This is a genomic window from Streptomyces sp. B1I3, from assembly GCF_030816615.1.
GTDB lineage: Bacteria > Actinomycetota > Actinomycetes > Streptomycetales > Streptomycetaceae > Streptomyces.
Genome location: NZ_JAUSYD010000001.1, coordinates 2308554 through 2328068, shown reverse-complemented (window position 1 = coordinate 2328068; position 19515 = coordinate 2308554). Strand labels below are relative to the sequence as shown.

Annotated in this window: 16 protein-coding genes and 1 pseudogene; 12 read left to right on the top strand and 5 right to left on the bottom strand. The window is 70.0% G+C overall.

Annotated elements, in window-relative coordinates:
- Positions 1-41: 41 nt before the first annotated feature.
- From mycP to QFZ58_RS10510, 3 genes are all read left to right on the top strand, one after another.
- Positions 42-1271 carry a type VII secretion-associated serine protease mycosin gene (mycP, locus tag QFZ58_RS10520; protein ID WP_307124664.1) on the top strand — a complete coding sequence of 410 codons (1230 nt, stop codon included), beginning with the start codon at positions 42-44 and terminating at the stop codon, positions 1269-1271.
- 224 nt (positions 1272-1495) lie between these two features.
- Complete coding sequence (locus QFZ58_RS10515) at positions 1496-1846, top strand: hypothetical protein (RefSeq protein WP_307124663.1); 351 nt, start codon at positions 1496-1498, stop codon at positions 1844-1846.
- A gap of 57 nt (positions 1847-1903) precedes the next feature.
- Positions 1904-2209, top strand: a complete 306-nt coding sequence (locus QFZ58_RS10510) for a WXG100 family type VII secretion target (RefSeq protein WP_307124662.1) — start codon at positions 1904-1906, stop codon at positions 2207-2209.
- Positions 2210-2288: 79 nt separating this feature from the next.
- Here QFZ58_RS10510 and QFZ58_RS10505 read toward each other — a convergent pair whose 3' ends face one another.
- The 3 genes and pseudogenes from QFZ58_RS10505 to eccCa form a co-directional block, all read right to left on the bottom strand.
- Positions 2289-2522: a DUF397 domain-containing protein gene (locus QFZ58_RS10505; protein ID WP_072489308.1), complete on the bottom strand. Its 234-nt coding sequence runs from the start codon at positions 2520-2522 to the stop codon at positions 2289-2291.
- 190 nt (positions 2523-2712) lie between these two features.
- Positions 2713-3405, bottom strand: coding sequence for a hypothetical protein (locus QFZ58_RS10500; protein ID WP_307124661.1), 693 nt, complete (start codon positions 3403-3405; stop codon positions 2713-2715).
- 73 nt (positions 3406-3478) lie between these two features.
- Positions 3479-7433, bottom strand: a pseudogene (eccCa, locus tag QFZ58_RS10495) (type VII secretion protein EccCa).
- Positions 7434-7617: 184 nt separating this feature from the next.
- Between eccCa and eccD the strand changes: the two are divergent.
- The 6 genes from eccD (at position 7618) to QFZ58_RS10465 (ending at position 14676) form a co-directional block, all read left to right on the top strand.
- The gene (gene eccD / locus QFZ58_RS10490; RefSeq protein ID WP_307124660.1) at positions 7618-9099 is read left to right on the top strand and encodes a type VII secretion integral membrane protein EccD; all 1482 of its coding nucleotides are present in this window, start codon (positions 7618-7620) and stop codon (positions 9097-9099) included.
- A gap of 178 nt (positions 9100-9277) precedes the next feature.
- Positions 9278-9568: a 30S ribosomal protein S15 gene (rpsO, locus tag QFZ58_RS10485; RefSeq protein WP_003965855.1), complete on the top strand. Its 291-nt coding sequence runs from the start codon at positions 9278-9280 to the stop codon at positions 9566-9568.
- A gap of 269 nt (positions 9569-9837) precedes the next feature.
- Positions 9838-12054: a polyribonucleotide nucleotidyltransferase gene (locus tag QFZ58_RS10480; RefSeq protein WP_307128821.1), complete on the top strand. Its 2217-nt coding sequence runs from the start codon at positions 9838-9840 to the stop codon at positions 12052-12054.
- Entirely contained in the window at positions 12051-13430 is a 1380-nt protein-coding gene (locus tag QFZ58_RS10475; RefSeq protein WP_307124659.1) for a pitrilysin family protein, read from the top strand. The genes QFZ58_RS10480 and QFZ58_RS10475 overlap by 4 nt, the downstream gene beginning before the upstream one ends.
- A gap of 26 nt (positions 13431-13456) precedes the next feature.
- On the top strand, positions 13457-14209 hold the full coding sequence (gene dapB, locus QFZ58_RS10470) for a 4-hydroxy-tetrahydrodipicolinate reductase (protein ID WP_307124658.1): 753 nt from the start codon (positions 13457-13459) through the stop codon (positions 14207-14209).
- 14 nt (positions 14210-14223) lie between these two features.
- Positions 14224-14676, top strand: coding sequence for a hypothetical protein (locus QFZ58_RS10465; protein ID WP_307124657.1), 453 nt, complete (start codon positions 14224-14226; stop codon positions 14674-14676).
- Between the two features lie 122 nt (positions 14677-14798).
- On the opposite strand, the gene QFZ58_RS10460 is transcribed toward QFZ58_RS10465, so the two are convergent.
- Entirely contained in the window at positions 14799-15350 is a 552-nt protein-coding gene (locus QFZ58_RS10460; RefSeq protein ID WP_307124656.1) for a hypothetical protein, read from the bottom strand.
- 93 nt (positions 15351-15443) lie between these two features.
- Complete coding sequence (locus tag QFZ58_RS10455) at positions 15444-15683, bottom strand: hypothetical protein (RefSeq protein WP_307124655.1); 240 nt, start codon at positions 15681-15683, stop codon at positions 15444-15446.
- A 175-nt stretch (positions 15684-15858) separates the two neighbouring features.
- On the opposite strand from QFZ58_RS10455, the gene thyX reads away from it, so the two are divergent.
- The 3 genes from thyX (at position 15859) to QFZ58_RS10440 (ending at position 19464) form a co-directional block, all read left to right on the top strand.
- On the top strand, positions 15859-16596 hold the full coding sequence (gene thyX, locus QFZ58_RS10450) for an FAD-dependent thymidylate synthase (protein ID WP_307124654.1): 738 nt from the start codon (positions 15859-15861) through the stop codon (positions 16594-16596).
- A gap of 152 nt (positions 16597-16748) precedes the next feature.
- Positions 16749-17648: a 4-hydroxy-tetrahydrodipicolinate synthase gene (gene dapA, locus QFZ58_RS10445; protein WP_307124653.1), complete on the top strand. Its 900-nt coding sequence runs from the start codon at positions 16749-16751 to the stop codon at positions 17646-17648.
- A gap of 130 nt (positions 17649-17778) precedes the next feature.
- Positions 17779-19464 (top strand): ribonuclease J, encoded by a 1686-nt coding sequence (locus QFZ58_RS10440; RefSeq protein ID WP_307124652.1) that lies wholly within the window; start codon positions 17779-17781, stop codon positions 19462-19464.
- Positions 19465-19515: the final 51 nt, after the last annotated feature.

Genomic DNA, 19515 nt, shown 5'->3' with positions numbered 1-19515 from the left:
ACAAACGGGGACGCACGCGGGGACCCGGGGGAGAGGAACACATGATGTACCGGAAGACGGCCGTACTGACGGCCGCCACCGCGGCGCTCGCCGCACTGGCCGTGCCGAACGCCGCGTACGCCGCCGCGGGAGCGAAGGACCCGGCGGGCCCGGTCCTCGACGGCAGCGGCGAATGCACCTTCCCGATGAAGAAGCAGTTCGAGGGCCGCCCCTGGCCCCTCCAGCGCGTCATGCTGGACGAGCTCTGGCAGGACACCAAGGGCAAGGGCGTACGGGTCGCGGTCATCGACACCGGCGTGGACAACGCCAACCCGCAGCTCGAGAAGGCGGTGGACACCTCCGCCGGACGCAACCTCCTCAAGGGCGGCAGGAGCGACGGCACCACCGACGAAGTCGGCCACGGCACCAAGGTCGCCGGCATCATCGCCGCCCGCCCCCGCCGGGGGACGGGGTTCGTGGGGCTGGCCCCCGAGGCCACGATCATCCCGATCCGGCAGAACGACGAGAAGAACAGCGGCAAGGACACCACGATGGCCACCGCGATCGACCACGCGATCGCCAAGGGTGCCGACGTCATCAACATCTCCCAGGACACCACCAAGCCGCTCACCGAGGACTCGGCGCTGGGCAGGGCCGTGGCCAGGGCGCTCGCCAAGGAGATCGTCGTGGTCGCCTCGGCAGGCAACGACGGCATGGACGGCAGGCGGAAGACCACCTACCCGGCCGCCTTCCCCGGCGTCCTCGCCGTCGCCTCCTCCGACCGCAACAACGAACGCGCCGCCTTCTCCCAGGCCGGTGCCTTCGTCGGCGTCGCCGCCCCCGGTGTCGACATCGTCTCCACCGTCCCGGGCGACGGCCAGTGCACCGACAACGGCACCAGCTTCTCCGCGCCCTACGTCGCGGGGGTGGCGGCCCTCCTCGTCGCCAAGTACCCGGACTGGAAGCCCAACGAGATCGTCGCCCGGATCGAGCAGACCGCCGAACGCTCCGTCACGGGCCACGACGACTTCGTCGGCTGGGGCGTCGTCGACCCGGTACGGGCGCTGGCGGGGGACAAGGACGACGTCCCGCTCCAGGCCGCACACCCGGATCCCGCGCCGCCCAAGGCCCCCGCGCCCGAGCCCGCGCACCTGGCGATGTCCGAGACCGCGCAGGAACGCAGCGAGCGGTACGCCACCTACGCGCTGGCCCTGGCGGCCGTCCTGGTCGGTGTCGTGGCCGGTGCGGCGACAGTCGTCCGTGATGTCCGGCGACGGCGCGGTTTGCGCTGAGCGGGCCTCCCGTGAACTAGATCTCTCCCTGCAAAGCCCAGTTGGGGAGAGCAGACGATATGACTAGGGTGGTAGCAGACTTCACGTGTGTGACGGGGGAACGAGAAGTGGCCGAGTCCGGTTCCGGGGTGCGTCAGCGCCGCCGGACGCTTCTGGGAACCCGTGCAGCAAAACCTGTCCGCGACCCGCGGACAGGCCCGGGAACTGAGAGATAGGACCTCCGGATGAGCAACACCGGTTCGGGTTTCGGACTTGCCGACGATCCGATCGTCCAGGCGAAGAACAAGATCATCGAGACCGCCGAGGCGGTCTCCAAGCAGTCCCGCGAGCTCGCCGACATCCTTGCCACCGTCAGTGCGGGCTGGACCGGTGTGGGCGCCGGCGGGTTCACATCCGCACAGATCGCGATCAACGAGGACCACGACGAGATCCGCCGCCTGCTGCAGGTGCTCCTCAACGGTGTCAGCCAGACGAAGAACCTCAGCAACGCCAACGACGACGAGGTCCGCGCGGCCTTCGCCGCCGTGAAGGAATCGGCGTCCTCGGGCAACACGTCCGGGCTCAACAACCTCTGAGCGCGCTGCCGCACTCCGACGAACCCGTCGTACGCCGAACCACCGAGGAGCAGACAGATGGCCGCAGATCCGAACACCAAGGTCAAGTACGAGAGCGTCCAGGAGATGGCGAACCGCATCCGTGTGGTCTCGCGCAACATCATCAAGGACCTCGAAGAGATGGACGCCGCCCTCAAGGTCGTCACCGACACCTGGGACGGTGACGCCCACGCCGGGTACGTCGTCCTCCAGGGCAAGTACAAGGGCAAGGCCGACCACATGAAGAACCGTCTCGAGCAGACGGCGAAGATCATCGAGAACGGCAAGGACAGCTACCGCTCCACGGACGTCAAGGCCTCGCGCCTGTTCGACGAGGCGTACTGATCCCGGGACCGCGCACGGAAGAGGGGCACGCCCACCGGGCCGTGCCCCTCTTCCGTGTGACCCGCCGCCTCGGGCCGGACTACTTCAGGTCGAACTCACCGTCGCGCGCCCCCAGTACGAAGGCCCGCCACTCGGCCTCCGTGTAGCGCAGCACGGTCCCCGGGTCCAGCGAGGACCGCATCGCGACGGCGCCGCCCGGCAGATGGGCGATCTCCACCCGCTCCTCCGCCTCCTCGGTGCCCGGAGCGCTCAGCCACTCCACCCCCGAGATGTCGAGTGCGTACAGCTCGTCCTTCTCCTGCTGAGTGCCCATCAGACGCCTTTCCTGCCAGGCGGAAACATCCGCCGCCGGGTCCTCGTGCCTACGACCTGGCTGCCGATTATCCCCGCTCCGCCCCGCCGGGGTGACCGGAACGGGACGATCATCCGGCGCGCAGGGCGGCGCAGCCGGACCGGCGGTGATCAACCCGGCCGGCAGTCCGGAACGGCCTTCCGGCCGCCGCTCACGACTGTGGTGCCGGCACCGCTCCCGGCCGGACGATCTGCTCGTACAAGGCCCGGCCCAGGGCCGACAGCCGTTCACCCCGGAGGCGGCCGCCGCCCGCGTCACCCGGCGTCACCAGCAGGGCGGCACCGCCTCGCCCTTCGGCCTCGACCCGCACGGTGGCGTAGTCGCCGGTCTTCCCGAGGACCGGTCGCCCCGGTTCGGCTTCGCCCGTCACATGGAAGTAGGCCTTCAGCGCGTCGACGTCCTCCCCGCCGGCCTCGAGTATCACTGGTGACAGCAGCACTTCGGGGAGCGGTTTGCGTGTCGCGACGAGGTGGACCTCCAGGGACCGCCCCCCGATGTGGAACCAGCAGCTGACGAGGGCGCCGGGGTTGAGGGCGAACGGCGCACCCTCCTCCGCCTCGAGGCCGTTCTCCGCCGTGGCCGGGGGCTCGTCCACGCCACCGGGCGCCGGGCCGGGGCCGGTCTCGCCGGTGATCTCCGCGGCGGACACGGCGTTCGCGAAGTCGTAGGGGAGCGGGCAGGTGTCCGCGCCGTCAGGACCGACCTCGTCCGCCTTCGCCGCAAGGCCCTCGACGCTCACGCGCGCACGGGTGCCGCCGGAGCCTTCCGTGTTCCCCTGGCAGCCGGCCAGCAGGGCCACCGCCAGGACAGTCCCCCAGCGCAGCAGGTTCCGGGATCTGCCCATCGAACCGCTTCTCCTCACGCAGTCACATGCTTCACGCCCGTCGGGCCCGTAGGGATACGGACCGCCCTCTCCCTCAGCGCTGCTCCGGCAGCCGCCCCGTCTGGACCAGCGGCGTCCCGCGCCGCCGGGACGCGAAGTAGCCGCGCCCCGGCGGCATCGCGTGGCCACGTACGGAGCCGATCAGTTCGCCCTCGGACGGGTCGCCCGCCAGCACCACGCCCTGCGCGCCCAGCTCCTTGATGCGCTGCATGAAGCCCTCGTACATCGCCCTCGACGCGCCGGCCGAGTTGCGCGCGATGATGAACCGGACCCCGGTGTCCCGGGCGAACGGCAGGTACTCCGCGAGGGGCGCCAGCGGATTGCCCGCGTTCGTCGCCACGAGGTCGTAGTCGTCGACGACGATGAAGATCTGTGGGCCCGACCACCAGCTGCGGTCCCGCAGCTGCTGCGGCGTCACGTCCGTCGGCGGCTGCCGCCGGGAGAACACCCCGGCGAGCGCCTCCATGTGCATCTGCATGGAACTCGCCATCGGCGCGTACTCCAGCAGGTGGGACTCCGGCAGCGCACCCAGCAGGGCACGCCGGTAGTCGCCGACGACCAGCTTCGCCTCGTCGGGGGAGTAGCGCTCCGCGATCTGCTTGGCGATCAGCCGCAGCAGGTTGGTCTTGCCGGACTCGCTCTCACCGAAGATCAGGAAGAACGGATCCGTCTCGAAGTCGACGAACACCGGTTCCAGCGAGGTCTCGTCGATGCCGATCGCGATGCCGCGCTCGGGGAACTCGAAGCCCTTGGGCAGCTGGTCCGCCGGCAGCTTGCGCGGCAGCAGCCGTACGGACGGTGCCGCAGGCCCCGCCCAGTTCGACTTCACGGCCGCCACGAACGCGGCGGTGCCCTCCGAGAGATCGTCACCACTGCTGACGGAGTCGATACGCGGCAGGGCGCCCATGAAGTGCAGCTTCTGCGGCACCTGACCACGGCCGGGCACACCTGCGGGCACGTTCGCCGCGACCTTGCGGTCGAACTCCGAGTCCATGACGTCACCGAGCCGCAGCTCGAGCCGCCCGAGGATCTGGTCCTTCAGTGCCGCCCGCACCTCCATGTAACGGGCCGCGGTGATCACCACGTGTATGCCGTACCCGAGTCCGCGCGCGGGCGATCTCCGTGACGACCTGCTCCAGGCCCTCGTACTCGGCACGGAATCCGCCCCAGCCGTCGATGACCAGGAACACGTCGCCCCACGCCTCGCCGGGCAGCTCGCCCTGGGCGCGCTTGCGCCGGTAGGTGGCGATGGAGTCGATGGAGTGGGCGCGGAAGAACTCCTCGCGCCGGTTGAGCACCCCGCCGACCTCCGCGACCGTCCGCCGCACCCGCTCAGGATCCAGCCGCGAGGCCATGCCGCCCACATGCGGGAGCTCCGCCAGCGAGACGAGACCGCCACCGCCGAAGTCCAGCCCGTAGAACTGCACCTCGTGCGGCGTGTGGGTGAGGGCGAACGACGAGATCAGCGCCCGCATCATCGTCGACTTGCCGGACTGCGGACCGCCCACGACCAGCATGTGACCGGCCGCCCCGGAGAAGTCCCGGTACAGCACCTCACGCCGTTGTTCGAAGGGCTTGTCGATCAGGCCGAGCGGGACCGTCAGACCACCGGGCCTGGTGTACTCGGTCGCCGTGAACCCGCGTTCCGCGGTCGGCGCCAGTCCCGGCAGCAGCTGGTCGAGCGTCGGCGCCCGGTCCAGCGGCGGCAGCCACACCTGGTGGGCCGGCACCCCCTGTCCCTCCAGCCGCCGCACGATGACATCGAGCACCGTGTCCGCCAGCGCCTCGTCCTCCGCCGTCGGGGCGGCCGGCTGCGCCGGATCCGGCGCCGCGTACACGACGGGCACAGGAGTCGCACTGAACACGGCGGGCCGCCGCTCGATCGGCAGCTGCCCGACCGACAGGTCGGGCCCACCCGTGCGGTAGGTCCCCGACACGTACGCGGCCTTGAAGCGCGTCATCTCGTCCGTACCGAACTTCAGGTAGCCCGAACCCGGGACCGACGGAAGGTGGTACGCGTCCGGCACACCCAACGCCGTACGCGACTCGGCCGCGGAGAAGGTACGCAGACCGACCCGGTAGGAGAGATACGTGTCCAGGCCCCGCAGCTTGCCCTCCTCCAGGCGCTGCGAGGCCAGCAGCAGATGCACACCCAGGGAACGGCCGATGCGGCCGATCTGGATGAACATGTCGATGAAGTCCGGCTTGGCCGTCAGGAGTTCGGAGAACTCGTCGATGACCAGGACGAGGGAGGCCAGCGGCTCCAGCGCGGCGCCCGCCGCCCGGGCCTTCTCGTAGTCGTGGATGTTGGCGTAGTTGCCCGCCGAGCGCAGCAGCTCCTGGCGGCGCTGCAGCTCACCGCGGATCGCGTCACCCATGCGGTCGACGAGGGTGAGGTCGTCCGCGAGGTTGGTGATGACCGCCGCCACGTGCGGCATGTGCGACATCCCGGCGAACGTCGCACCGCCCTTGAAGTCGGCGAGCACGAAGTTCAGGGTCTCCGAGGAGTGCGTGACCGCCAGCCCCAGCACCAGGGTCCGCAGCAGCTCCGACTTCCCGGAACCCGTCGCGCCCACGCACAGCCCGTGCGGGCCCATGCCGTCCTGAGCGGCCTCCTTCAGGTCCAGCATCACCGGCTGGCCGTCCTCACCCACACCGATCGGCACCCGCAGCCGCTCCGAGACGGACCGGGGCCGCCAGGTGCGCGTCACGTCGACCGCGGCGGCGTCCCCGAGGTTCAGCAGGTCCGTGAAGTCCAGGTTGGCCAGCAGCGGTTCGTCGTCGTCGCCCCCGCCCATGCGCAGCGGCGCCAGCTGCCGTGCCAGCGCCTCCGCGGCCTCCGGCGACAGGACGTCCGGTACGCCCTCGTACGCGAGACCGGCACCCGACTCCAGACGCAGCAGCCCCGGCCGTACCACCACCGACAGGCCACCGCGCTGCTCGTCGAGCTCGCCCGGCACCACCTCGACGATCGTCACCCCCTGCAGGCCCTCGGCCGCCGCGAACAGCGAGTCCGGCGGCACCATCCCGCCGTCCAGCACCACCACGATGTGCGGCTGGTCCAGCACCGGCTGGTTCTCCCGGCCGAACCTCGGCCGCCCGTCCAGCCGGCTCGCCAGCAGCTTCTCCAGCTCACCCAGGTCGTCGCCGAACAACCGCTTCGTACCGGCACCGTCGATCTGCCCGGGCACCTGCGTGTGCGGCAGCCACTTCGTCCAGTCCCACCGCGCCACCGCGCCCGGCGCCGCCACCACGGCGACCATCAGGTCCTCGGGGGAGTGCAGCGTCACCAGCTGCGCCACGAGCGCGCGCGCCGTCGACTGCGCCGACTCCGGCCGGCCGGACACCGTCACGTGGTAGAAGGCCCGCATCGAGACCGCCATCGGCAGCCCGTCCAGGGAGCCGTGCACCGCCAGGAACTGCTGCATCGCCCCCGCGCACATCGGCTCCAGCTCATCCACCGGAGCCGTGTCCGGAGCGATCAGCGGAGTCGACAGTTGCTGCGCACCCAGCCCCACCCGCACCTGGGCGAAGTCGTTGTCGCCGACGCGGCGCTCCCAGACCCGGCTGCCCTCCGCCACCACCGACCACAACTGCTCCGGCGCCGGGTGCAGATAGAGCTGCACATCGCGCTGGAGACGGGCCGTCCTGCGCACCGTACGGCGCGTCTGCGCCAGGTACTTCAGGTAGTCACGTCGGACATCGCCCATTTGCCCCTGCGTACCGCGACGGTGCCGGACGAGCTGGGCGACGACCATGCCGACGGTCGAGACCAGCATCAGGACACCCATGATCCGCATGAACGGAGGAGCCTGCGGAGAGAAGAAGAAGACCACCGAGGAACCCATGCCGAGCACCGGCAGGATCTGCATCAGCATGCCCTCCTGCTGCCCGCGGGGCAGTTCGGGAGGAGCCTCCAACGTCAACTCTTCCGCGGGCACTTCCGGCGGCAGAGACCGCGGAGGCCGTTTCACGACGATCTGGCTCACCGGAACATCAATCCCTCAATACGGACGGGCGGAAGGCCGGTTCGCCCGCACCGACGCCCCCGTGGCTGCGATTGCTGCGGACTCGGATCCGCGCGACGGTGATCCTACTTGCAGATCACCTTTCCCCCTCCCGGTAGGGTGGCGCGCGCACTGTGCGCAACCGCGAATCAGGGGGACCAGACACGTGAGTACGACCGCAGCGACGGGTTTCTGCCGCGTCACTGTCGTGGCACCCGACAGCCGGATCGACGTGGCCCTCCCGGAAGACATCGCCGTCGCCGACGTCTACCCCGAGATCCTGCGTCTCACGGGCCAGACCCAGGCGGCCGGCACACCGGCCGGCTATCACCTCGTACGCCGCGACGGCACCGTCCTGGACGGCGCCCGCACGCTCTCCGCCCAGCAGGTGCTCGACGGCGAACTCCTCAGCCTGCGGCCCTTCGCCCAGTCACTGCCGCCCGCCGTCTTCGACGACGTCTCGGACGCCGTCGCCTCGGCCGTCACCCGGGACCGCCACCTGTGGAGCGACGAACTCCTGCGCGGCGCGGGGCTGGTGGGAGGCGTGCTGCTGCTCGTCCTGATGGGCTTCGTGCTCTGGTTCGCCGATCCCGTACGGCACGACATGCACAGCCTGCCCGGCATCATCGCCGGCTCCGCCGGCCTGCTGCTGACCGCGTTCGCGGGGGTGCGCGCCCGGGTCTACGCGGACCGCGCCACGGCGGTCGCCCTCGGACTCGGCGCGCTGCCCCTCGTCCTCATCGCGGGGTCCGGCATCATCGGCCCGGACGCGGGCCAGGGCCCCGGCCGGCTGCAGTTCCTGCTCGGCTGCGTCGCCGTCCTGCTCGCCTCGGTCGTCCTGGTCGCCCTCACCCCGAGCGGCGACGCGCCCTTCGTCGCGGCCACCTTCCTCGCCACGGTGGGCACCCTCGCCACCTTCGTCGCGATCCTCACCGAGGCCACGGCCACCGAGACCGCGGCCGTCTGCGCCCCCGTGGCCCTCGGCCTGGTCGCCTTCCTGCCCGGCCTCTCCGCCCGCTTCGCCCGGCTGCCCATCGGTTACGCCTCCCCGCGCACCGCCCCCGCCGGCTACGACGACTCCTTCGCCGAGCCGGGCCCCACGCCCGACGCCGAGGGCGAACCCGTCGACGCCGACCGCATCGCCGCCCAGGCCCGCCGCGGCCACGAAATGCTCCTCGGCCTGGTCGGCGGCTGCTCCGCGGTCGTCGTGGGGTCCGCCGCCGTCCTCGGCTTCTCCGACAACATCTGGGGCCAGGTCCTGGCGCTGACCGCAGGGCTCGCGATGCTGCTGCGCGCCCGCCTCTTCCGTTACTCCTCCCAGGTCGCCTGCGTCCTGGTGGCCGGCATCGGGGCGATCGCCCTGCTCGTCCTCGGCCTCTCGCTCAACCCGCCGACCGACCTGCTGTACGACCTGGTGCGCTACGGCGACCGGGGCTCCCTGGACATCCGCACGATCTGGCTCTCGGCAGCGGTCGCGGCCGGCGCCGCCCTGCTCACCGCGATCGGCCTGATCATCCCGCGCAAGGGCCTCTCCCCCTTCTGGGGCCGTCTCCTCGACCTCACCGAGAGCGCGCTGCTGCTCTCCCTGGTCCCGCTCTGCCTGGCCGTACTCGACATCTTCATGCGGGCCCGGGCCATGACCAGCTGACATCCGTCGAAGGCGGCCGGAACGGGCTGGTACTCTGACTGGTGGCCGTTTGTGTACGCGTCCTCGGGTCATCCTGGGGGCTGCGCTCATCGGACCTTCGCCTCCGAGTCACGGAAGCTCCCCTGAGATCCAGACCAGGGGCACTCGTGGGCGCATCGAACACTTATGAGGAGTACGCGTGCCGCTCGACGCCGCTACGAAGAAGCAGATCATGTCCGAGTTCGCCCAGAAGGAGGGTGACACCGGATCCCCCGAGGTCCAGGTCGCCATGCTCTCCCGCCGGATCTCGGACCTGACGGAGCACCTCAAGACGCACAAGCACGACCACCACTCCCGTCGCGGTCTGCTGATCCTGGTCGGCCAGCGTCGCCGCCTCCTTCAGTACCTGGCCAAGAAGGACATCCAGCGCTTCCGTGCGCTCGTCGACCGCCTCGGCATCCGCCGCGGTGCGGCCGGCGGCGCCAAGTAAGCACGCTGTGAGAGGGAGCGGTTCCCGGTTCCAGGGGGCCGCTCCCTTTGCTGTACGTGCGTGACCCGGGTTCCGCTCAGTAACCTGGACGCACAACACAAGACGAGGAGAGGCGCCTCACGGCCGCCGCCGGTCCTCGGTAGTGGCCCCCGGGGCAACGCCCGGGAGCTTCGATCGAAGACCGGCCCGCACACACGATGCGCTTCTCCGCACCGTCCTCCGCCACACGGGCGGCAGGACGAAAGACGACGAGTATGGAGAAATCACTAGTGGAGAACGAGACCCACTACGCCGAAGCCGTGATCGACAACGGCACCTTCGGCACCCGCACCATCCGCTTCGAGACGGGCCGCCTGGCCAAGCAGGCCGCCGGCTCCGCCGTCGCGTACCTGGACGACGACACCATGGTGCTGTCGGCCACCACCGCCTCCAAGCGGCCCAAGGACCAGCTCGACTTCTTCCCCCTCACGGTGGACGTCGAGGAGCGGCAGTACGCGGCCGGCAAGATCCCCGGCTCCTTCTTCCGCCGTGAGGGCCGGCCCTCCGAGGACGCGATCCTCACCTGCCGCCTGATCGACCGCCCGCTGCGCCCCTCCTTCAAGAAGGGCCTGCGCAACGAGATCCAGATCGTCGAGACGATCATGGCGCTCAACCCCGACCACCTGTACGACGTGGTCGCGATCAACGCCGCCTCCGCCTCCACGATCCTGGCGGGCCTGCCCTTCTCCGGCCCGATCGGCGCCACCCGCGTCGCCCTGATCAAGGGCCAGTGGGTCGCCTTCCCGACGCACACCGAGCTCGAGGACGCCGTCTTCGACATGGTCGTCGCCGGTCGCGTCCTCGAGGACGGCGACGTCGCGATCATGATGGTCGAGGCCGAGGCCACCGAGAAGACCATCCAGCTCGTCCAGGACGGTGCCGAGGCCCCGACCGAAGAGGTCGTCGCCGCCGGTCTCGAGGCCGCGAAGCCCTTCATCAAGGCGCTCTGCAAGGCCCAGTCCGACCTCGCCGCCAAGGCCGCCAAGCCCACCGGCGAGTTCCCGGTCTTCCTCGACTACCAGGACGACGTCCTGGAGGCGCTCACCTCCGCCGTCAGCACCGAGCTCGCCAAGGCGCTCACCATCGCCGGCAAGCAGGAGCGCGAGGCGGAGCTGGACCGCATCAAGGAGATCGCGGGCGAGAAGCTCCTCCCGGCCTTCGAGGGCCGCGAGAAGGAGATCTCCGGTGCCTACCGCGCGCTGACCAAGAAGCTGGTCCGCGAGCGCGTCATCAAGGACAAGGTCCGCATCGACGGCCGCGGCGTCACGGACATCCGTACGCTCGCCGCCGAGGTCGAGGCCATCCCGCGCGTGCACGGCTCGGCGCTGTTCGAGCGTGGCGAGACCCAGATCCTGGGCGTCACCACCCTCAACATGCTCCGTATGGAGCAGCAGCTGGACACCCTTTCCCCGGTGACCCGCAAGCGCTACATGCACAACTACAACTTCCCGCCGTACTCCGTCGGCGAGACCGGCCGCGTGGGCTCGCCCAAGCGCCGCGAGATCGGCCACGGCGCGCTCGCCGAGCGCGCCATCGTGCCGGTGCTGCCGTCGCGCGAGGACTTCCCCTACGCGATCCGCCAGGTCTCCGAGGCGCTGGGCTCCAACGGCTCGACGTCCATGGGCTCGGTCTGCGCCTCCACCATGTCGCTGCTGAACGCCGGTGTGCCCCTCAAGGCCGCCGTCGCCGGTATCGCCATGGGCCTGATCTCCGAGGAGATCGACGGCAAGACCCACTACGTCGCCCTCACCGACATCCTCGGTGCGGAGGACGCCTTCGGCGACATGGACTTCAAGGTCGCCGGTACGAAGCAGTTCGTGACCGCGCTCCAGCTCGACACCAAGCTCGACGGCATCCCCGCCTCGGTCCTGGCCGCCGCGCTGAAGCAGGCCCGTGACGCGCGTCTGCACATCCTGGACGTCATGAACGAGGCCATCGACGTCCCGGACGAGATGTCCCCGAACGCCCCGCGGATCATCACCGTCAAGATCCCGGTGGACAAGATCGGTGAGGTCATCGGCCCCAAGGGCAAGATGATCAACCAGATCCAGGAGGACACCGGCGCCGACATCACGATCGAGGACGACGGCACCATCTACATCGGTGCCCAGCAGGGCTCGCAGGCCGAGGCCGCCCGCGCCACGATCAACGCGATCGCCAACCCGACCATGCCGGAGGTCGGCGAGCGCTACCTGGGTACGGTCGTCAAGACCACCACCTTCGGTGCGTTCGTCTCCCTCATGCCCGGCAAGGACGGCCTGCTGCACATCTCGCAGATCCGCAAGCTCGCCGGTGGCAAGCGTGTGGAGAACGTCGAGGACGTGCTCGCCGTCGGTGCCAAGGTCCAGGTCGAGATCGCCGAGATCGACTCCCGCGGCAAGCTCTCCCTGATCCCCGTGATCGAGGGCGAAGAGGCCGACGAGAAGAAGGACGACGCCTCCCAGTGACGTCCCGTAGTTCCGTGACGACGGCCCGCCCCTCCTCCGAGGGGCGGGCCGTCGCCCGTACCCAAACGCTCCTCAAGGGCACCAACGGCATCGGCACCGTCCGCCGCACCGTCCTCCCCGGCGGCCTCCGGGTCGTCACCGAGACCCTGCCCTCCGTCCGCTCCGCCACCTTCGGGATCTGGGCCAACGTCGGCTCACGCGACGAGACGCCCACCCTCAACGGCGCGACGCACTACCTCGAACACCTCCTCTTCAAGGGCACCGCCGAGCGCAGCGCCCTCGACATCTCGTCCGCGATCGACGCGGTCGGCGGCGAGATGAACGCCTTCACGGCGAAGGAGTACACCTGCTACTACGCGCGGGTCCTGGACACCGACCTGCCGCTGGCCATCGACGTCGTCTGCGACATGCTGACCGGTTCGCTGATCGCCTCCGAGGACGTCGACGCCGAGCGCGGCGTCATCCTCGAGGAGATCGCGATGACGGAGGACGATCCCGGTGACTGCGTGCACGACCTGTTCGCGCACACCATGCTCGGCGACACCCCGCTGGGCCGCCCGGTGCTCGGGACCGTCGACACGATCAACGCGCTGAACCGCGGCCAGATCGCCCGCTTCTACAAGAAGCACTACGACCCCACGCACCTGGTCGTCGCCGCCGCCGGCAACGTCGACCACGCGACGGTCGTACGCCAGGTCCGCAAGGCGTTCGAGCGCGCCGGCGCGCTGACCCGCACCGACGCCGTGCCCACGGCGCCGCGCGAAGGCTCCCGCACCCTGCGGACCGCCGGCAAGGTCGAACTGCTGAACCGCAAGACCGAGCAGGCCCACGTCGTGCTCGGGATGCCCGGCCTCGCCAGGACGGACGAGCGCCGCTGGGCGCTGGGCGTCCTGAACACCGCGCTCGGCGGCGGCATGAGCTCCCGCCTCTTCCAGGAGGTACGGGAGAAGCGCGGTCTCGCATACAGCGTGTACTCGTACACCTCGGGCTTCGCAGACTGCGGGCTCTTCGGCGTCTACGCGGGCTGCCGGCCCAGCCAGGTGCACGACGTCCTCAAGATCTGCCGCGACGAGCTCGACCGGGTGGCGAGCGACGGCCTCGGCGACGAGGAGATCGCACGCGCCGTCGGCCAGCTGGCCGGCTCGACCGTCCTCGGCCTGGAGGACACCGGCGCGCTGATGAACCGCATCGGCAAGAGCGAACTGTGCTGGGGCGAGCAGATGTCGGTCGACGACATGCTGGCGAGGATCGCGGCGGTCACCCCCGACGAGGTCCGCGCGGTGGCGGCCGACGTCCTCGGACACCGGCCCTCGCTCTCGGTCATCGGCCCCCTGAAGGACAAGCAGGCGGACCGCCTCCACGAAGCGGTCTCCTAACCTCCCCCGTAAGGAAAACAGAGCACATGAGCAAGCTGCGCGTGGCCGTTCTCGGCGCCCAGGGACGCATCGGGTCCGAAGCGGTGCGAGCCGTCGAGGCCGCCGGTGACATGGAGCTGGTGGCCGCACTCGGCCGCGGCGACACGCTGGAGACCCTGACGGACTCCGGTGCCCAGGCCGTCGTCGAGCTCACCACCCCCGCGTCGGTGATGGGCAATCTCGACTTCTGCGTCCGCAACGGCATCCACGCCGTCGTCGGCACCACGGGCTGGACCGACGAACGGCTCGCGCAGCTGAACACCTGGCTCGCCGCCTCCCCGGGGACCGGTGTGCTCATCGCGCCGAACTTCTCCATCGGCGCGGTGCTCACGATGAAGTTCGCGGAGCAGGCCGCCCGCTACTTCGAGTCCGTCGAGGTGATCGAGCTCCACCACCCGAACAAGACGGACGCACCCTCCGGCACCGCCACCCGCACCGCCCAGCTGGTCGCCGCGGCCCGCGAGAAGGCAGGCTGCGCCCCGCAGCCGGACGCCACCGCGACCGGGCCGGACGGCGCCCGTGGCGCGGACGTCGCGGGCATCCCGGTCCACTCGGTCCGGCTCCGCGGCCTCCTCGCCCACCAGGAGGTCCTGCTGGGCGGCGAGGGGGAGACCCTCACGATCCGCCACGACTCCCTGCACCACAGCAGCTTCATGCCGGGCATCCTGCTCGGCACGCGCCGCGTGGTGACCACTCCCGGCCTCACCTTCGGCCTGGAACACTTCCTCGACCTGAACTGACTGGGCCCCACCCCATGCGCGCAAAGCTCACGTACACCGTCACCGCCGCCGTCCTGGTCTTCTACTTCGTCCTGGCCGGCAGCCGCGGCGTCCTGCTCATCCGGCACGGCACGCTGCTGACGGTCACGTTCGGCGTGGCGGTGCTGATCCTTCCGGTGATCGGCATCTGGTTCCTCTGGAAGAACACCCAGTTCGTCCGCCGGGCCAACGCACTGGCGGTGGAACTGGACGCGGAGGGCGGCCTCCCCGTCGACGAGCTGCTGCGTACTCCCTCCGGACGCATCGACCGCGCCTCGGCCGACGCCGTGTTCGCACGGCGACGCGAGGAGACCGAGGACGCCCCGGACGACTGGCGCTGCTGGTTCAGGCTGGCCGTCGCCTACCAGGACGCCAGGGACACCCCACGGGCCCGCAAGGCGATGCAGCGGGCCATCGCCCTGCACGCGAACAAGCCGGTACGCGCCTGAGCGGCGCCGTACCGGCTTGCCGTGCGTCCTGCCGCGGTCCGGGCCGGGCCCCGTCCTGGGGCGTTCCGTCCGGCCCGCCCTGACCCGTCCTGCGGCGGGCGGGGCCGGGCGGGCCGTCCAGGTCAGCCGGTGCGGTACTCGTCGCCCCAGGCCTCGATCGTGTCGGTGGCGCGTTCGAAGGCCTCGGCACGGGCCAGGAAGTCGGCATTGTGGTCCGTGACCAGCGGCCGCAGCGGCTCACCGCTGCGCCGCACCACGATCAGGGCCTGGCCCTGGACGGTGCGCGGGAGGCCGAGCCACCGCACCGGCTGCTGGACCGTGCGGACCGACGCGGCCCTCTCCCACGGCACGGTGGTCGTGCGGAAGAAGCCCACCCGGCGGACGCCGTGACGGCTGACCCAGGCGCCCACGCGCAGCAGCCGCAACGCGCAGACGATCATCAGACCGGCGAGGACGAAACAGGCGGTCGCGCCGGACAGTGCCCCCGCGAGGGAGATGATCATCGCCGCGAGCAGCACGAAGGACGCCAGCAGCAGCAGGGCGGCCGCTGCCGCGACCCGCCACGGACCGGGGCGGTAGGGCCGCCGCCAGCTGTCGTGGTCGTCGAACGGCAGCGCGATGTCCTCCGCACCCGCGTCGAATGCGCGGTCGGCCGTCAGGAAGGGCAGGGGCACGACTGATCCTCACTCACAAGCACGCTCGATTGCTGTGCCCGGTGAGGCTACCGAGCAGCCCCCCGGGCGACCACCCCAGGGGGCCCGTACGGGTCAGCGGTGCTGGGACGCCTCGGACGTCTGGCCGTGCGAGGGCGCGCTGCCGGTGTCGAGGGCGGGGACGCCGAAGAGGAGCGCCCCGGCGAAACCGGCGATCAGGGTGAGGCCCACGAGGGAGCGGCCGGCCAGCTGCGAGACGCTGGCCCGTTCGCGGGGAGGCGGAGTGACATTGCTGCGGAACCGGTCGGCCTCGGCGACGAACGAGAACGGGACGGATTCACGCCGGCGGAACATGAGGAAGATCTCCTTGAACTCTGTGGTGGGTGGTGCTAATGAGTCAGACGTACGGGCGACCCGATCGGTGCCCCGAATCGCCGAAACGTTCAAGAATTCCCGCTGACGGAGGCTCTCCTCGTGGGCCCGTAGAGTGGACGCCGCCCGAGCGACGCCATTGGAAGGACCCCCGCCGGTGACCGACACCCCCGAGCCCACGAAGGCCCACTTCCGCAGCGATGTCACCGTTGACCTGGTGAAATCGGCTGCCACCGACTCCGACGTACTGTTCGCGGCCCGTGTGTCGACGGCCGGCGAGCAGTCCCTGGAGGAGGTCACGAAGGACCCCGAGCGCTCGAAGGGGCTCATCAACTATTTGATGCGCGACCGGCACGGAAGCCCGTTCGAGCACAACTCGATGACCTTCTTCATCAGCGCCCCGATCTTCGTGTTCCGCGAGTTCATGCGGCACCGCGTGGGCTGGTCGTACAACGAGGAATCGGGTCGTTACAGGGAGCTCGAACCGGTCTTCTACGTCCCGGGGGAGTCGCGCAAGCTCATCCAGCAGGGCCGCCCCGGCAAGTACGAGTTCGTCGAGGGAACCCCTGAGCAGCACGCGCTCACCAGCCGTGCGATGGAGGCGTCCTACCGCCAGGCGTACGACGCCTACCAGGAGATGCTGGCCGCCGGAGTCGCCCGTGAGGTCGCCCGTGCGGTCCTGCCCGTCGGTCTGTTCTCGACGATGTACGCCACGTGCAACGCCCGCTCGCTGATGCACTTCCTCGGCCTGCGTACCCAGCACGAGCTGGCGAAGGTCCCGTCCTTCCCGCAGCGCGAGATCGAAATGGTCGGCGAACAGATGGAGCAGCACTGGCAGAAGCTGATGCCGCTCACTCATGCCGCCTTCAACAAAAACGGACGGGTAGCCCCGTAGGCGGTGTCCGTATTGCGGCCTTATGAGAAGTTCATCTAGGCTGATGAAACGGACCCGGCACTGCTTGAACCCCCGAGCAGGCAGTGCCGGGCTCCTCTTCCCCGTCCCCCCGAGGGGACCCGGCGCTCCGAGCAACGAGTAGCGTGTTACCCATGGCTCCGATCTCCACTCCGCAGACCCCCTTCGGGCGGGTCCTCACCGCTATGGTCACGCCCCTCACGGCGGACGGCGCTCTCGACCTCGACGGTGCCCAGCGGCTCGCCGCCCACCTGGTGGACGCAGGCAACGACGGCCTGGTCGTCAACGGCACCACGGGCGAGTCCCCGACCACCAGCGACGCGGAGAAAGACCAGCTCGTACGGGCTGTCCTCGAAGCCGTAGGAGACCGGGCCCACGTCGTGGCCGGCATCGGGACCAATGACACCCGGCACAGCATCGAGCTGGCCCGCACCGCCGAGCGGACCGGCGCCCACGGCCTCCTCGCGGTCACGCCGTACTACAACAAGCCCCCGCAGGAGGGTCTGCTGCGGCACTTCGGCGCCATCGCGGACTCCACCGGGCTGCCGGTCATGCTCTACGACATTCCCGGCCGCAGCGGTGTGCCGATCGACACGGAGACGCTCGTGCGACTCGCCGAGCACCCGCGGATCGTCGCCAACAAGGACGCCAAGGGAGATCTGGGCCGCGCCAGCTGGGCCATCGCCCAGTCCGGCCTCGCCTGGTACTCCGGCGACGACATGCTGAACCTCCCGCTGCTCTCGGTCGGCGCCGTGGGCTTCGTCTCCGTCGTCGGCCACGTCGTCACCCCGGACCTGTGCGCGCTCCTCCAGGCGCACCTCGGCGGCGACGTGCAGAAGGCCACCGAGATCCACCAGAAGCTGCTTCCGGTCTTCACCGGGATGTTCCGCACCCAGGGCGTGATCACCACGAAGGCCGCGCTCACCCTGCAGGGCCTGCCCGCCGGACCGCTGCGCCTGCCCATGGTGGAGCTCACCGCGCAGGAGACGGCCCAGCTCAAGATCGATCTCGCTGCCGGCGGGGTACAGCTGTAACCACGGACTTCACAACTGAATACGCGAGGAGACTCGCAACCGAAACACCACCTGACAACAGCAAGTGCACGAATGACATGCGCGCCACGTGCCCTCAGCGGTACGTGGCGCGCGTGGTAAGGAGAGTCTTTTGAGTCATCCACATCCTGAACTCGGTACCCCGCCGAAGCTCCCGAAGGGCGGCCTGCGGGTCACCCCGCTCGGTGGCCTGGGCGAGATCGGCCGCAACATGACGGTCTTCGAGTACGGCGGCCGCCTGCTCATCGTCGACTGCGGTGTGCTCTTCCCCGAGGAGGAGCAGCCCGGGATCGACCTGATCCTTCCGGACTTCACCACGATCCGGGACCGCCTGGACGACGTCGAGGGCATCGTCCTCACGCACGGCCACGAGGACCACATCGGCGGTGTCCCCTACCTGCTCCGCCTGAAGCCGGACATCCCGCTCATCGGCTCCAAGCTGACTCTCGCGCTCATCGAGGCCAAGCTCCAGGAGCACCGCATCCGTCCCTACACCCTCGAGGTGACCGAGGGGCAGCGCGAGCGCATCGGCGTCTTCGACTGCGAGTTCATCGCGGTGAACCACTCCATCCCGGACGCTCTCGCAGTCGCCATCCGCACCCCCGCGGGTCTGGCCGTCGCGACCGGCGACTTCAAGATGGACCAGCTCCCGCTGGACGGCCGCCTCACCGACCTGCACGCCTTCGCCCGGTTGAGCGAGGAGGGCATCGACCTGCTGCTCTCCGACTCGACGAACGCCGAAGTACCCGGCTTCGTCCCGCCGGAGAGGGACATCTCCAACGTCCTGCGCACGGTCTTCGCCAACGCCCAGAAGCGCATCATCGTGGCCAGCTTCGCCAGCCACGTCCACCGCATCCAGCAGATCCTGGACGCCGCCCACGAGTACGGCCGCAGGGTCGCCTTCGTGGGGCGCTCCATGGTCCGCAACATGGGCATCGCGCGGGACCTGGGTTATCTGAAGGTGCCGGCCGGCCTGGTCGTCGACGTGAAGACGCTCGACGATCTGCCCGACGACGAGGTCGTGCTGGTCTGCACGGGTTCCCAGGGCGAGCCGATGGCAGCCCTCTCCCGCATGGCCAACCGTGACCACCAGATCCGGATCGTTCCGGGTGACACGGTGATCCTCGCGTCGTCCCTGATCCCGGGGAACGAGAACGCGGTCTACCGCGTGATCAACGGCCTCACCCGGTGGGGCGCGAACGTCGTCCACAAGGGCAACGCCAAGGTCCACGTCTCGGGACACGCGTCAGCCGGCGAGCTGCTGTACTTCTACAACATCTGCAAGCCGAAGAACCTGATGCCGGTGCACGGCGAATGGCGCCACCTCAGGGCGAACGCCGAGCTCGGTGCCCTGACCGGCGTGCCGAAGGACCACATCGTCATCGCCGAGGACGGTGTCGTCGTCGACCTCGTGGACGGCAAGGCCAAGATCGTCGGCAAGGTGCAGGCGGGTTACGTGTACGTCGACGGTCTCTCTGTCGGCGACGTCACGGAGACCTCCCTCAAGGACCGCCGCATCCTCGGCGACGAGGGCATCATCTCGGTCTTCATCGTGGTCGACAGCTCCTCGGGCAAGATCGTGGGCGGCCCGCACATCCAGGCCCGCGGTTCGGGCATCGACGACGGCGCGTTCACGGCCGTCGTGCCCAAGGTCGAGGAGGCGCTCAACAAGTCGGCGCAGGACGGCGTGATGGAGCCGCACCAGCTCCAGCAGCTGATCAGGCGCACGGTGGGCAAGTGGGTCTCGGACACCTACCGCCGGCGCCCGATGATCCTTCCGGTCGTCGTCGAGGTCTGATCCCGGCGGCCGCTCCCTGGAGGGGGGCTTCCCGATTTGCATCGGGGAGCC

What these genes read in the sequence shown, in the direction of transcription:
- mycP (WP_307124664.1), top strand. Translation starts at nt 42, where the DNA reads ATGATGTACCGGAAGACGGCCGTACTGACGGCCGCCACCGCGGCGCTC.
- QFZ58_RS10515 (WP_307124663.1), top strand. Translation starts at nt 1,496, where the DNA reads ATGAGCAACACCGGTTCGGGTTTCGGACTTGCCGACGATCCGATCGTC.
- QFZ58_RS10510 (WP_307124662.1), top strand. Translation starts at nt 1,904, where the DNA reads ATGGCCGCAGATCCGAACACCAAGGTCAAGTACGAGAGCGTCCAGGAG.
- QFZ58_RS10505 (WP_072489308.1), bottom strand. Translation starts at nt 2,522, where the DNA reads ATGGGCACTCAGCAGGAGAAGGACGAGCTGTACGCACTCGACATCTCG.
- QFZ58_RS10500 (WP_307124661.1), bottom strand. Translation starts at nt 3,405, where the DNA reads ATGGGCAGATCCCGGAACCTGCTGCGCTGGGGGACTGTCCTGGCGGTG.
- dapB (WP_307124658.1), top strand. Translation starts at nt 13,457, where the DNA reads ATGAGCAAGCTGCGCGTGGCCGTTCTCGGCGCCCAGGGACGCATCGGG.
- QFZ58_RS10465 (WP_307124657.1), top strand. Translation starts at nt 14,224, where the DNA reads ATGCGCGCAAAGCTCACGTACACCGTCACCGCCGCCGTCCTGGTCTTC.
- QFZ58_RS10455 (WP_307124655.1), bottom strand. Translation starts at nt 15,683, where the DNA reads ATGTTCCGCCGGCGTGAATCCGTCCCGTTCTCGTTCGTCGCCGAGGCC.
- dapA (WP_307124653.1), top strand. Translation starts at nt 16,749, where the DNA reads ATGGCTCCGATCTCCACTCCGCAGACCCCCTTCGGGCGGGTCCTCACC.